Genomic DNA, 13,694 nt, shown 5'->3' on the forward strand with positions numbered 1-13,694 from the left:
TTACTGGTGGCGGGTGGGTACGGGGACCCTGATCAGGTCCTGGGCGATGGTCAGTTCGCCTTCGAAGCCAGCTGCCCTGGCCTGGTGCTCGAAGGCCTCGGAGTCGTTGTAGCGCTGCGAGAAGTGCGTCAGCACGAGGTGGCGTACGCCTGCTTCCTTCGCCACTGCACCGGCCTGTCCGGCGGTGAGATGGCCGTGGTCGGCGGCGAGGCGGCTGTCCTCGTCGAGGAAGGTCGACTCGATGACCAGCATGTCGCAGCCCTCGGCGAGGGCGGGCACGCCGTCACAGAGCCGCGTGTCCATGATGAACGCGAACCGCTGTCCGCGCCGGTGCTCGGAGACCTCGTCGAGCGGGATGCCGCGCAGGATGCCGTCGCGCTGGATCCGTCCGACGTCCGGTCCGGCGATGCCGTGCTCGGCGAGCTTCGCGGGGAGCATGCGCCGCCGGTCGGGCTCGGTCAGGCGGTAGCCGTAGGACTCGACGGGGTGCGAGAGCCGGTGGCTCTCCAGCGTGTACGCGTCCGTGGTGGCGAGGACCCCGTCGGCGGCGACGGGTACCTCGGCGAGCTCGACGGACTGGCGGTAGGCGGTCGCGTACCGCAGCCGGTCGAAGAAGTGCTGTCCGCTCGCCGGGAAGTGGGCGGTGACGGGGTGCGGCACCTGGTCCAGGTTGATCCGCTGGATCACTCCGGCCAGGCCCAGCGAGTGGTCGCCGTGGAAGTGCGTGACACAGATCCGGTTGATGTCGTGCGCGGCGACACCCGCCCGCAGCATCTGGCGCTGGGTTCCCTCACCCGGGTCGAAGAGGATTCCCTCGCCGTCCCAGCGCAGCAGATAGCCGTTGTGGTTGCGGTGACGCGTCGGGACCTGGCTTGCGGTGCCGAGGACCACGAGTTCTCGTACGGACACGGTGTGCGGCCGCTAGCCGGGGGGCCACTGCATCCCGCGTCCGCCCAGGACGTGGGCGTGCGCGTGGAAGACGGTCTGTCCCGCACCGGCACCTGTGTTGAGGACGATGCGGTAGCCGCTCTCGGTGATCTTCTCGTCGGCGGCGACCAGCCCGGCCTCGCGCAGCACGTCCGCGGCGATCCGCGGCTCGGCAGCGGCGAGGGTGGTGGCGTCCGGGTAGTGCACCTTCGGGATGACGAGCACGTGCGTGGGGGCCTGGGGGTTTATGTCGCGGAAGGCGACGGTCGTGTCGCTCTCACGGACGATGGTCGCCGGGATGTCCCCCGTAACGATCTTGCAGAACAGGCAGTCGGTCTGCGGCTCTCCCGCCATGGCCCGGCCTCCTCGGTCGCTTGGTGATCGTGATCCGTACACCGGCATGCTATCCGTCCGGACGGGCCGGGCGGCCGGTCAGCGCGTCAGAGGTCTTCGGGACGGGCCGTATCCGCGGAGGGCCGGGCGGCCGGCTGCGCCACCGCCCGGGGACAGTCCGGGCGGACCTCAGCTCCAGCGCCCGGTGCGTCCCATCAGCAGGGCCGCAGCGGCCGTTCCGGCGGTCGAGGTCCGCAGCACACTGGGCCCGAGCCGGTACGGGGGTGCTCCCGCAGCGGCGAAGGCAGCGAGTTCCTCGGGGGAAACGCCGCCCTCCGGTCCCACGACCAGCACGATCGAGCCGTCGGCGGGGAGTTGCGCGGTGGCCAGCGGCTCGCTGCCGCTCTCCCGGTCCTCGTGCAGGACTCCCGCGAAGTCCGCGGCGGCCAGCAGCGCGGCGACCTGCCTGGTCGTCATCGCCTCCGCGACCTCGGGGAACCGCACCCGGCGGGACTGCTTCCCCGCCTCCCGCGCCGTGGTGCGCCACTTGGCCAGGGACTTGAGGCCGCGATCGCCCTTCCACTGCGTGATGCAGCGCGAGGCCTGCCACGGCACGATCGCGTCGACGCCCGTCTCCGTCATCGTCTCGACGGCGACCTCACCGCGGTCACCCTTGGGGAGAGCCTGGACGACAGTGATACGGGGCGCGGGTGCGGGCTCCTCGTGAACCGTGGCGAGGTCCGTGACCACGAGCCGGTCCTTGCCCTCGGCCGCCCGTACGACGCCTTCCGCCCAGCGGCCACGCCCATCGGTCAGGACGACGTCCTCCCCGGCGTGCAGCCGCTTGACGGACACGGCGTGCCGTCCCTCGGATCCTTCCAGGACGAACTCCGGCCCGCTGGGCATGTGTTCGACGACGAAGACCGGTGCCGTCACTGCGCACCCCTCCCACTCACTGCCGCCCACGCGGCGTCGATTTCGGCGGCGAGCAGTTCCACGAGTTCCCCGGCGGGCAGCTCGCGTGCCATCCGGTGGCCCTGGCCCGCCCACAGGGCCATGCCCTGGGCGTCGCCGGCCTTGGCGGCTGCCTTGCGCAGCCCACTGGTCATATGGTGCACCTGCGGGTAGGCGGCGGGGGCGTACGGGCCGTGCTCCCGTACGAAACGGTTGGCCAGCCCCCGTGCGGGGCGGCCGGAGAACGCCCGGGTCAGAGCAGTCGTGACGAACAGAGGGTTGGTCAGGGCCTGTTTGTGCAGCAGATGCGCCCCGGACTCGGGGCAGGCCAGGAACGCCGTGCCGAGCTGCGCCGCGTCGGCGCCCGCCGCGAGCACCGCCGCGATCTGGGAGCCGCGCATGAGCCCGCCGGCCGCGATGACCGGCAGTTGTACGGTCTCGCGGACCTGGGCGACGAGCGAGAGCAGTCCGGTGCCGGTGAGGCCTGCCTGCGCGTCGTCGTGGTGCGTGGACTGGTGGCCGCCCGCCTCGACGCCCTGGACGCAGACCGCGTCGGCACCCGCCCACTGCGCGTTGCGCGCCTCCTGCGGCGAGGTGACCGTCACGACGGTGAACGTACCGGCGCCGGCGAACGCGTCGAGGGTTTCCCGGGCGGGACAGCCGAAGGTGAAGGACACGACGGGTACGGGATCGTCCAGCAGTATCGCGACCTTGGCCTCGTAGCCGTCGTCGCCGCAGGAGTCCGGGTCGCCGAGCGGAGTCTCGTACCAGGTGGCCTCGCCCGCGAGCTGGTGGCGGTACACCTCCACGGCGCTCGGGTCGGCGAGCCCCGGCTGCGGCATGAAGAGGTTGACGCCGAACGGCTGTCCGGTCAGCCCGCGCAGCTGTTTGATCTCGTTGTACATCCCGTCCGCCGTCTTGTAGCCGGCGGCGAGGAAACCGAGCCCTCCGGCCTCGGCAACGGCCCCGACGAGCTGCGGGCAGGAGACACCGCCCGCCATCGGGGCCTGCACGATCGGATACCGGCAGAGATCGGTCAGCGCCAAGGACATGACGGCATCGTGCCACGTCCCGTGCGGCCTGCCGAATCAGCCGTTTCCGCTGGGCATACGGCCTGCCGCCGAACGCCGCACCGCCCGCCGGAGAACCGGCGGGCGGTGCGGGTGACGCTCGGAATCCGGTTCACCGGCCGTTGAAGGCGTCCTTCAGCCGGGAGAACAGCCCCTGCTGGCCCGGCTGGAACTGGCCGGTGGGCCGCTCCTCGCCACGCAGCTTCGCCAGCTCCCGCAGGAGGCGCTCCTGCTCGGGATCCATCTTCATCGGGGTCATGACCTCGACGTGCACGATCAGGTCGCCGCGCCCGCCACCGCGCAGATGCGTGATGCCGCGCCCGTGCAGCGGAACCGACTGACCGGACTGGGTGCCCGGCCTGATGTCGATCTCCTCCAGGCCGTCCAGCGTCTCCAGCGGCACCTGGGTACCGAGCGCCGCGGCCGTCATCGGGATGGTGACCGTGCAGTGCAGGTCGTCGCCACGCCGCTGGAACACCGCGTGCGAGAGCTCGTGGATCTCGACGTACAGATCGCCGGCCGGACCGCCGCCGGGGCCGACCTCTCCCTCGCCCGCGAGCTGGATCCGGGTGCCGTTGTCGACACCTGCCGGGATCTTCACGGTGAGGGTGCGCCGCGAGCGGATGCGGCCGTCACCGGCGCACTCGGGGCACGGCGTCGGCACGACCGTACCGAAGCCCTGGCACTGCGGGCAGGGCCGCGAAGTCATGACCTGGCCCAGGAAGGACCGGGTGACCTGCGAGACCTCGCCACGGCCGCGGCACATGTCGCAGGTCTGGGCGGAGGTGCCGGGTGCGGCTCCCTCACCGCTGCAGGTCGTACAGACGACCGCCGTGTCGACCTGGATGTCCTTGGTCGTACCGAAGGCCGCCTCGGAGAGGTCGATCTCCAGCCGGATCATCGCGTCCTGGCCGCGCCGGGTGCGGGAACGGGGTCCACGCTGCGACGCCGTGCCGAAGAACGCATCCATGATGTCGGAGAAGTTGCCGAAGCCGCCCTGTCCGAAACCGCCCGCGCCACCGCCTCCGGAAGCGGACAGCGGGTCGCCACCGAGGTCGTAGACCTGCTTCTTCTGCGGGTCCGACAGCACCTCGTAAGCGGCGTTGATCTCCTTGAACCGCTCCTGGGTCTTCGGATCCGGGTTGACATCCGGGTGCAGCTCGCGGGCGAGCCTGCGGAATGCCTTCTTGATCTCGTCCTGAGATGCGTCGCGGCGCACGCCGAGTACGGCGTAGTAGTCCGTGGCCACTTACGACTCCGCCAGGATCTGTCCGACGTAACGTGCCACTGCGCGTACCGCTCCCATCGTTCCGGGGTAGTCCATGCGGGTCGGTCCGACCACGCCGAGTTTGGCGACTGCCTCGTCGCCCGAACCGTAGCCGACCGCGACGACGGACGTGGAGTTGAGGCCCTCGTGGGCGTTCTCGTGCCCGATACGTACGGTCATGCCCGAGTCCTTGGCCTCACCGAGCAGCTTCAGCAGCACGACCTGTTCCTCCAATGCCTCCAGCACCGGCCGGATCATTACGGGGAAGTCGTGCCCGAAGCGGGTGAGGTTGGAGGTGCCGCCGATCATCAGCCGCTCCTCCGTCTCTTCGACCAGAGTTTCGAGAAGTACGGAGAGCACCGTCGAGACGGTGCCCCTGTCCTCGTTCTCGAAGGACTCCGGCAGGTCCTGCACCAGTTGCGGAACGTCCGCGAAGCGGCGTCCCACGACCCGGCTGTTGAGCCGGGCCCGCAGATCGGCGAGAGAGGTCTCACCGAACGGAGCAGGGCAGTCGATCATACGCTGTTCGACCCGGCCCGTGTCCGTGATCAGTACGAGCATCAGCCGGGCGGGGGCGAGCGCCAGCAGTTCGACGTGCCGCACCGTCGAGCGGGTCAGTGAGGGGTACTGCACGACGGCGACCTGCCGGGTCAGCTGCGCGAGCAGCCGCACGGTCCGGCCCACGACGTCGTCGAGGTCGACCGCTCCGGCGAGGAAGTTCTGAATCGCCCGGCGCTCCGGTGACGACAGGGGCTTGACGCCCGCGAGCTTGTCGACGAAGAGCCGGTACCCCTTGTCCGTCGGGATGCGCCCCGCACTGGTGTGCGGCTGGGCGATGAAGCCCTCGTCCTCCAGCACCGCCATGTCGTTGCGGACGGTGGCCGGGGAGACCCCGAGCTTGTGCCGCTCGGTGAGCGCCTTGGAGCCGACGGGCTCCTCGGTGCCGACATAGTCCTGGACGATGGCGCGCAGCACTTCGAGTCTGCGTTCGCTGAGCATCGCGCACACCTCCAGCTGTGGTTCTCCGGTGTCTGCCTGGCACTCTGCGCTTTCGAGTGCCAGCAATCCCCCCGGTCAGTGTACGGGGGCGGGGTGGGCCGAGGGCAAGGCCGACCGGCCACGCCGTCGCGGGACTGCGCAGGTCGTTGCCGATAGCGTCGTTGCATGGACGCCTCTTGGGAAGAGTACGGCTGGGAGCGGTTGGGCAACGTTACGGGGCGCCGGCGCCTTCCCGTCTGGGACGCGACGGCCGCACTGGTCGCCGGGACGGAGGGCGCACTGCTCTACGACACCGGCTCGACGCTCCGGGAGGGCGCCGAACTGCGGAACCGGGCCGAGGGGCTGCTCGGCCGGAGGGTGACGCATATCGCACTGAGCCACCCGCATTTCGACCATGTCCTCGGCACCGCGGCCTTCGCCGGGGCGGAGGTCTACGGGGCGGTCGGCACGAAGGAGCTGCTGGGGCGCTGCGCGGAGGAGCTTCGCGCGGACGCGGTGCGTCACGGCATGCCCGAGCACGACGCCACCGTGGCGACGGACGTCCTGGTGGCCCCGCGGCATGAGGTGAGCGGTGAGTGGACGCTCGGCCTGGGCGGCGGGCTCCAGGTGCTGCTGGCCAACGTGGGGCCCGGCCACAGCGGCCACGACCTCGCGGTGCTGGTGCCGGGCTCACCCTCGGTGGTGCTCTGCGGCGACCTGGTCGAGGAGTCCGGCGAACCGCAGGCGGGCCCGGACGCGGTACCGGCCCGCTGGCCTGCCGCGCTGGACCGGCTGCTGTCCCTGGGCGGCGAGGACGCGCTGTACGTACCGGGGCACGGTGCCGTCGTGGACGCCGCGTTCGTACGGGCGCAGCGCGATCGGCTGGCCGTTCGGTTCGGCGTGTCCTGAGGGGCCGGCGATCTATCGTCGTGCCATGCGCAGCTACCAGCCGGACCTGACCCCGCCGTGGAAGCGGTCCGCTCCCGTCCCCGAGGTCCCCGCCGATCCCGATCTGGTCGTGGAGGAGGTTGCCACCGGTTTCTGCGGTGCGGTGATCCGCTGCGAGAGGACGGCCCAGGGGCCGACGGTCACGCTGGAGGACCGCTTCGGCAAGCACCGGGTGTTCCCGATGGAGCCGCGCGGCTTCCTGCTGGAGGGCCGGGTGGTCACCCTCGTACGCCCGGCGGCCGGAGGACCGGTCGGGCCGGCCCGTACGGCCTCCGGATCGGTCGCGGTCCCCGGGGCGCGGGCCCGGGTGGCGCGGGCAGGCCGGATCTATGTGGAGGGCCGGCACGACGCCGAGCTGGTCGAGCGGGTCTGGGGCGACGACCTGCGCATCGAGGGCGTGGTCGTGGAGTACCTGGAGGGCATCGACGACCTCCCGGCGATCGTGCGTGCTTTCGCCCCGGGCCCCGATGCCCGGCTCGGCGTCCTGGTCGACCACCTGGTTCCGGGCTCCAAGGAGTCCCGTATCGCCGCGCAGGTCACGGACCAGGACGTGCTGGTCGTGGGGCACCCGTACATCGATGTCTGGGAGGCGGTGAAGCCGTCGTCCGTGGGCATCGCGGGGTGGCCGGTCGTGCCGCGGGGCCAGGACTGGAAGACGGGCGTGTGCCGTTCGCTGGGGTGGCCGGAGAACACGGGCGCGGCCTGGCAGCACATTCTTTCCACGGTGCATTCCTACCGGGACCTGGAACCACAACTCCTGGGTCGTGTCGAGGAATTGATCGACTTCGTCACGCTTCCTGCCTGATGTCCCGAGGCCGTTGAAGAGGATCCGGTACCGATCCCCATGAATGCCCGCGCCACACACGCCTCATCGGTTATTGAGAGGTGAGGGGCCCGACGGTTTCACGTGGCTGGACGGGCCCAGCAGGCAAAAGGGGAAGGCCGGGGGCGGATGGCGCGCGAAGTGTGGCGGGACAGTGCGGAGAACGAGGCGGCCTCCGCTGTCTTCCACCTCATGCAGCAGCTGATCGACCAGTACCGGGTCAACCGGCCCGTGATGCCCCTGGTGGTCGCGCAGGCCGAGGACGCCGGTGCCGGAGCCGACATCGACGACAGGGTCGCGCAGATCGTCCGCCAGGTGCACCGGGCGAACCAGCTGCGCCGCGTCCCCGTGAAGCTGCTGGACGGCCACGGCTCCACCCCGTACGAGGCGGCACTCTCCATGGTGCGCGCGCTGACCGAGCGGCCCTGGGAGACCCGGGGCACCTCGCAGTACAAGCCCTTCGCCTTTCCCCGCTCCCGTCTCCTCGACGCCATCGAGCAGGCCACCGCGACGGTCCTCGCGCAGCAGCCCGAGCGGGGCGCCGCCCGTGAGGACCGCGACGAACGGATTCTGGAGCAGCTGGGCAGCCTGCGCTGGCGGGCGAGCCGGTCGAGGGGGAACAACTGGTGGGGCTCGCTGCGCGCGTCGATCCGGCCGGAGACCTTCCTGGGTGCCGTCTTCATCGCCGTGCTCAGTGTGCTGCTCGGCGAGATCGGCTGGCTGCTGACCGCCCTGGTCGCCTCCGGCGCCCTGCTCGGCCTCGCGGTCGTGCGGCTGGTGACCACGGCGGCGCCGCCGCTGCTGTGGCTGCGCCGGGCCAGCCGGTGGCTGGCGACCACCTCCTCGCTGGCCGCGTCCAGCACCGGATATCCGTCCGACGGCTGGTCGCGGTTCTCGCCCAGCCGTTCGTGGCGGGTGATTCGGGCCAGGGCGGCCGCTGTCGCCGAGCGGGTGGCCGATGCGGGGGCGGGCGTGGAGGACGCGCGCCAGTTCCATCTGGAGCTGCGGGTCCAGGCACTGCTGGAGGATCTGCTGGACAACTATCGGCCGCACGCCCTGGACTGGCGGCGAGGCAAGCGCACCGTCCCGCCCGTGGTGTTCCTGCCGACGGCCACCCACGACAACGGCGGCGTCCTGCTGATCAACGCGATCAACAACGTCCGCTCCCGGCGCAGCGAGGTGGACCCTCTGCTGCTCCTGGCCTCCCTGCCGGCCGCGCAGATCATGCGGCGCACCCCGCCGCTGCCCCCGGAGCCGGCCGCGAACAGCGGCGCCGCCAGGTCGGGGGCCCGTGCACGGTACGAGAGCTGGGTCGACGACCTGAGCGTGGGCCAGTCCCCCGCGGCGGCCGTGACGCTGGCCTGGGTACTGCGGCTGCCCCTGTCCACCGGCCAGCTGACCCACGAGCACGCCCACGCCCAGCTCGTCACCGAGCGCGTGCGCCGGACCTGGGCGTGGTGGGTGATGTCGCGGACGAGCGTCGCCCTCGTCCTGGTCGGCGCACTGCTGGGGGCCTTCCTGTGGAGCGAGCACTGGAAGGAGACCTACTGCTACGGCCCGCTCGTCGGCCGCAGCACGGATGCGGTCAGGCTGCCGGGTCCCGAGGGCACCAAGGAGTGCATCGGGGTGGCCACGGCTCCCCAGGTGCTCTTCGCCGAGGGCAACGGCCTGGAGCTGAGCGGTGTGGGCGAGGGCATCACCTTCGAGCGGATCGAGCGGGCGATACGGGAGCAGAACGCCGACATCAAGCCCGGCGAACCACACGTCACCATCGTCTACGCGGGCCCGCTCACCGGCACGGACAGGAACAAGGAGGACACCCGCAAGGGCCTGGAGGAGCTGACCGGTGTCTTTCTCCACCAGCGGTCCGTCAACGACACGGCGAACCGTACCGTCAAGCTCCGGGTCCTGACGGCCAACGGCGGTCAGGACATGCTGCGGCAGACGACGGCCGCGCAGAAGATCGTCGAGGTCGCCCGGCGGGACCCTTCCGTCGTCGGCGTGGCCGGCCTGGGCCGCAACACCACCGAGAGCGCGGATGCCACCGGGCTGCTGCAGCGCGCCGGGCTGCCGGTGGTGGACACCACCAACTCCGACAGCGGGCTGGCCCGCGATTACCCGAACTACTTCGGCCTCGCCGCGACCGACGAGGAGCAGGCGGACGCGCTCGGCCTGATCGCCGGGCAGCTGGCGGACAGGCTGACGGATCCGCAGGCGGTCGTCCTGTCCAGAAGGGTGGGCAACGAGGACAAGGACCGCTACACCACCGAGCAGCGCAGGGTGGGCAAGGAGATGCTGGAGGCGTCCGGCTTCACGCTCCCGGCCGACAGCGACGACGAGGACGACGGCACCCAGTACTCCCTCTCCAAGGACGGCGGCTCCGCGAACCTCGACGGCCCGCTTCAGCACATCTGCGGAGGAGACCGGGTCCCCGACGCCCTGTACTTCGCCGGCCGGGTCGAGGACGTCAACACCCTGATGTCCGGCCTCGGGCAGACCAGCGGCTGCTCGGACAAGGCCATCACGGTCTTCACCGGGGACGATCTGACCAAGGCGCGCTTCGACGACTCGACGAAGCTCGCGGAGAGGGTCACGCTCTACTACGGCTCGCCGGCGCCCATGAGCCGGGGCGGTGGCCGGGCGTTCTACGAGGACTCCCGCAGGTCCCTGGAATCGCTGCTCGTCGACGGGAAGCAGCTGGACCCGTTGCCGAAGGACCGCCCGCCGTACGAGGACAAGCTGTTCGCCAGCGGCCAGACGGTCATCTCCTACCAGGCCACGGCTGCCCTCTACGCCGCCGCGACCCGCAGCGACAACCCGCTGAGCGCGGCGGAGACCTGGGCGACGCTCTACTCGGTCGCCCTCCACGACATGCCGACCGGGACCGTCACCTTCCGCGGGACGATTCCCTACGCCGCCCAGAAGGCGCACGGCCTGAACATCATGAAGGTCACGCGTCCGGGGCCGGATGCCGAGATCGGCATCGTGTGCGGCCGGGCGGCCGGTGATCCGGTGGTCCTCACCCGCAAGGACTGCCGGGTGAAGTGACCGGGGATGCGGGAGCTCAGTCCACCAGGTCCCGCACCACGGCGTCGGCCAGCAGGCGCCCGCGCAGGGTGAGGACCGCCCGGCCCTCCCGGTACGGTCCGCTCTCCAGCAGCCCGTCCGTGACGGCCCGGCCTGCCGCGGTGAGCCCGGCGGGCGCCAGCAGGGACAGCGGGCAGCCCTCGACGAGCCGCAGTTCCAGCAGGATGCGCTCGACCCGCCGGTCCTCCTCGGCCAGGACCTCGCGCCCGGCACCGGGCGAGCGGCCCTCGGCCAGGGCCTGTGCGTACGCCCCGGGGTGCTTGACGTTCCACCAGCGCACCCCGCCGACGTGGCTGTGCGCTCCGGGTCCGGCGCCCCACCAGTCGGCACCGCGCCAGTACAGCTCGTTGTGCAGGCACCGGCCCTCGGGCGTACGGGCCCAGTTCGACACCTCGTACCAGGAGAAGCCCGCCGCCGCCATCGCCTCGTCGGCGATCAGATAGCGGTCGGCGTGGGTGTCGTCGTCGGTCATCGGGACCTCGCCGCGCCGGATGCGGCGGGCCAGCTGGGTGCCCTCCTCGACGATGAGCGCGTACGCCGACACATGGTCGGGGCCCGCACCGATCGCCGCGTCCAGGGACGCCCGCCAGTCGTCGTCGGACTCTCCCGGGGTGCCGTAGATCAGGTCGAGGTTGACGTGCTCGAAGCCGGCCTCGCGCGCCTCGGCGACGCAGGCCTCGGGCCTGCCGGGCGTGTGGGTGCGGTCCAGGATCTTCAGGACGTGCTGCCGGGCGCTCTGCATCCCGAAGGAGACGCGGTTGAAGCCGCCTTCGCGCAGCGCCGCCAGATACGCCGGATCGACGGACTCCGGATTGGCCTCCGTGGTGATCTCGGCGTCGTCCGCGAGCCCGAACTCCTCACGGATCGCCGCGAGCATCCGGACGAGGTCGGCGGCGGGCAGCAGGGTCGGGGTACCGCCGCCGACGAAGACCGTGCGGACGGGGCGGGGGTCGTCGCCGAGCACCTTGCGGGCCTGGCGTACCTCCTCGATCAGATGCGCCGCGTAGTTGTCCCGGGAGGCCAGTGCCCCTCCGGAGCCGCGCAGCTCGGTCGCGGTGTAGGTGTTGAAGTCGCAGTAACCGCAGCGTGTGGCGCAGTAGGGCACATGCAGATAGAAGCCGAGCGGCCGGCCGGCAGCGCCTTCCAGGGCATGAGGGGGCAGCGCCCCGTCGTCGGGCACGGGCTCACCATCGGGCAGTACGGAAGGCATACCGTCCATTGTCACTCGCCGCGGGACCTTCCCCGTCCATGCTCACGCTCAGTCGACCTGGAGGACGAGCAGGGCCAGGTCGTCGTCGGGCGGGCGCTCCGCGAAGGCGTGGACGGCGTGCTTGATCCGGTCGGCGATCCTGTCGGCCGACAGCCCGGCGCAGCCGGCCAGGGCGTGGGCGAGACCGTCGCCGTCGTCGAACATCAGCCGCCCGGAACGCCTCTCCGTCACCCCGTCGGTGACGCAGAGGAGGCTGTCACCCGGTTCCAGGTCGAAGCTCTGGCTCTCGTACGCCACATCCTCGACGACCCCGAGCAGGACCTGCGGCTCGGCGGCCGGACGTACGGATCCGTCCGGGCGGAGCAGCAGCGGAAGGGGATGGCCGGCACTGGCCACGGTGCAGCGCACGCCACCGTTCGGGAGGGGCACGATGTCGCCGTACAGCAGGGAGAGGAAGCGGGACTGGGTGCCGTCCTGGATCTGCTGCCCGCCGGCCGCCGCGACCATCAGGGCGGCCGCCTCGGCCGCCTCCATCGCATCGTCGAGGAGGAGGCGGTTGAGCCGGTCGAGGACCTCGCCCACGCGGAAGCCCTCTCTGGACAGCAGCCGCAGCCAGGGGCGGGCGAGACCCGTGACGACGGCGGCCTCGGGACCGCTGCCCTGCACGTCGCCGAGTACGAAGCACCAGCGGTCGCCGGGGCAGGGGAAGAGGTCGTAGAAGTCGCCGCCGACCACGCCGTCGTCACCGGGCTCGTAGACCAGCGCGCTGGTGACACCGGGTATCTCGGCGACCTTGCTGGGCAGCAGGCCGCGCTGCAGGATGCGGCTGATGGTGGCCTGCCGGGTGTAGGCGCGGGCGGCGCCCACGGCGAGGCCGACACGGCGTACGAAGTCCGCGATGAGCGCGGCGGCCTCGTCGGGTATGTGCGCGACGCCCTTGCGTCCCACGAGCACGGCACCGAGCGTGCGGCCGCCCGCGGCGATGCGGTGGGCGAGCGCGGCCCCGGTCCCGCCCTCCCCTGCGGCGTCGTAGGGCCACGGGATGGGTACGGGGCCGGTGCCCACGCTGCCGGATAACCGCAGGGGTTCCTTCTCCAGCACCGGGCGCAGCAGCCCGGTGCCTTCCTCGTCGCTGTGCCAGACCCCGGCGAGCCGTGGGGCAGCCGCGGGCCCGCCCCCTTCGCTCTCCAGCCAGATCGCGCACCAGTCGGCGAGCCTGGGCACGAGCAGCTGCCCCGCTATCGACGCCACGAGGTCCTCGTCGAGCTGGCCCGCGAGCAGGTCGGAGGCCTCGGCGAGGAAGGAGAGCGCACCGCGTCCGGCCCAGCCCGCGTCGTCGCGTTCGGCACGCCGGGACGCGGGGGCGAGGATCTCGCCGGCGCGCAGGCCGCGGCGGCGGGCGGCCTCCTCGGACGGCGACGTGTCGGGGAGGCTCTCCCAGTCGTCCGCGGTCAGTCGGGCCCAGACGGTCTTGATGCCCGTGCGGTAGGTGATGCCCCAGGATTCGGCAAGGGTGGCGACCAGCTGCAGTCCCCTGCCGTACTCGGACGGATCGGGGCGCTCCGCCCGGCCGTCGCGCACCGAGCGGGCGGGATGGTGGTCGGTGATCTCCAGGACCAGGGCGGCCGGCTCGGCTCCGGCCGCGTCCTCCAGCCTGAAGAGCAGCTCGACCGCCGTACCGGCGTGCACGACCGCGTTGGTGACGAGCTCGTTGGCCACGGTCACGGCGTCGTCGGTGACCCGGTCGCTGAATCCCCCGGCGGTGGGCAGTCCGAGCGCGGTCCAGTCGGCGAGTGCGGCACGGACGAACCTGCGGGCCGCGGAGGGGGCCAGCGGAATTCCGGGCAGGCTGGTGCGGGCAACCAGGCGCGGATCGCCGCTCTGACCGGCGACGACGGTACCGGGACGGTGAACGATGTCCCGCTGCAAGGGAATGGGCCCCACGGTGCGGCTCCTGACAGTTCTCGCGATACACCGCTGACGTGTACGACAGAGTGACAGACCGACCGTGTCCATAAGCACCGAGTGACCGAAGTGGGCAGTGTCGAACAGAAATGAGCTGGACAGCGGTAGTGGTTAGGGGTGTTGTTCTGGTTG

11 protein-coding genes are annotated in these 13,694 nt (G+C 71.5%); 3 read left to right on the forward strand and 8 right to left on the reverse strand.

The features are described 5' to 3' along the window. From ACFWBQ_RS33625 to hrcA, 6 genes are all read right to left on the reverse strand, one after another. A complete protein-coding gene (locus tag ACFWBQ_RS33625; protein WP_385506012.1) occupies nucleotides 1-909 on the reverse strand; it encodes a ribonuclease Z in 909 nt (302 codons plus the stop codon). Between the two features lie 12 nt (nucleotides 910-921). Next, on the reverse strand, nucleotides 922-1,281 hold the full coding sequence (locus tag ACFWBQ_RS33630) for a histidine triad nucleotide-binding protein (RefSeq protein WP_385506014.1): 360 nt from the start codon (nucleotides 1,279-1,281) through the stop codon (nucleotides 922-924). A gap of 168 nt (nucleotides 1,282-1,449) precedes the next feature. Continuing rightward, nucleotides 1,450-2,196 carry a 16S rRNA (uracil(1498)-N(3))-methyltransferase gene (locus ACFWBQ_RS33635; RefSeq protein ID WP_385506016.1) on the reverse strand — a complete coding sequence of 249 codons (747 nt, stop codon included), beginning with the start codon at nucleotides 2,194-2,196 and terminating at the stop codon, nucleotides 1,450-1,452. After that, on the reverse strand, nucleotides 2,193-3,266 hold the full coding sequence (locus ACFWBQ_RS33640) for a nitronate monooxygenase (protein WP_385506018.1): 1,074 nt from the start codon (nucleotides 3,264-3,266) through the stop codon (nucleotides 2,193-2,195). The genes ACFWBQ_RS33635 and ACFWBQ_RS33640 overlap by 4 nt, the downstream gene beginning before the upstream one ends. 130 nt (nucleotides 3,267-3,396) lie before the next feature. Then, entirely contained in the window at nucleotides 3,397-4,533 is a 1,137-nt protein-coding gene (gene dnaJ / locus ACFWBQ_RS33645; RefSeq protein ID WP_385506020.1) for a molecular chaperone DnaJ, read from the reverse strand. Then, entirely contained in the window at nucleotides 4,534-5,550 is a 1,017-nt protein-coding gene (gene hrcA / locus ACFWBQ_RS33650; RefSeq protein ID WP_385506024.1) for a heat-inducible transcriptional repressor HrcA, read from the reverse strand. It abuts the gene before it with no gap. A 165-nt stretch (nucleotides 5,551-5,715) separates the two neighbouring features. Here hrcA and ACFWBQ_RS33655 point away from each other — a divergent pair, with 165 nt between their 5' ends. From ACFWBQ_RS33655 to ACFWBQ_RS33665, 3 genes are all read left to right on the forward strand, one after another. Beyond that, on the forward strand, nucleotides 5,716-6,438 hold the full coding sequence (locus ACFWBQ_RS33655) for an MBL fold metallo-hydrolase (RefSeq protein ID WP_385506028.1): 723 nt from the start codon (nucleotides 5,716-5,718) through the stop codon (nucleotides 6,436-6,438). A gap of 25 nt (nucleotides 6,439-6,463) precedes the next feature. Next, complete coding sequence (locus ACFWBQ_RS33660) at nucleotides 6,464-7,282, forward strand: DUF3097 domain-containing protein (RefSeq protein WP_385506031.1); 819 nt, start codon at nucleotides 6,464-6,466, stop codon at nucleotides 7,280-7,282. A 147-nt stretch (nucleotides 7,283-7,429) separates the two neighbouring features. Next, nucleotides 7,430-10,348: an ABC transporter substrate-binding protein gene (locus tag ACFWBQ_RS33665; RefSeq protein ID WP_385506034.1), complete on the forward strand. Its 2,919-nt coding sequence runs from the start codon at nucleotides 7,430-7,432 to the stop codon at nucleotides 10,346-10,348. A gap of 16 nt (nucleotides 10,349-10,364) precedes the next feature. On the opposite strand, the gene hemW is transcribed toward ACFWBQ_RS33665, so the two are convergent. Next, nucleotides 10,365-11,606, reverse strand: a complete 1,242-nt coding sequence (hemW, locus tag ACFWBQ_RS33670; RefSeq protein WP_385506051.1) for a radical SAM family heme chaperone HemW — start codon at nucleotides 11,604-11,606, stop codon at nucleotides 10,365-10,367. A 39-nt stretch (nucleotides 11,607-11,645) separates the two neighbouring features. Further along, the gene (locus tag ACFWBQ_RS33675; RefSeq protein ID WP_385506038.1) at nucleotides 11,646-13,541 is read right to left on the reverse strand and encodes a SpoIIE family protein phosphatase; all 1,896 of its coding nucleotides are present in this window, start codon (nucleotides 13,539-13,541) and stop codon (nucleotides 11,646-11,648) included. Nucleotides 13,542-13,694: the final 153 nt, after the last annotated feature.

This window comes from Streptomyces sp. NPDC060035 (assembly GCF_042736635.1).
Taxonomy (GTDB): Bacteria; Actinomycetota; Actinomycetes; order Streptomycetales; family Streptomycetaceae; genus Streptomyces.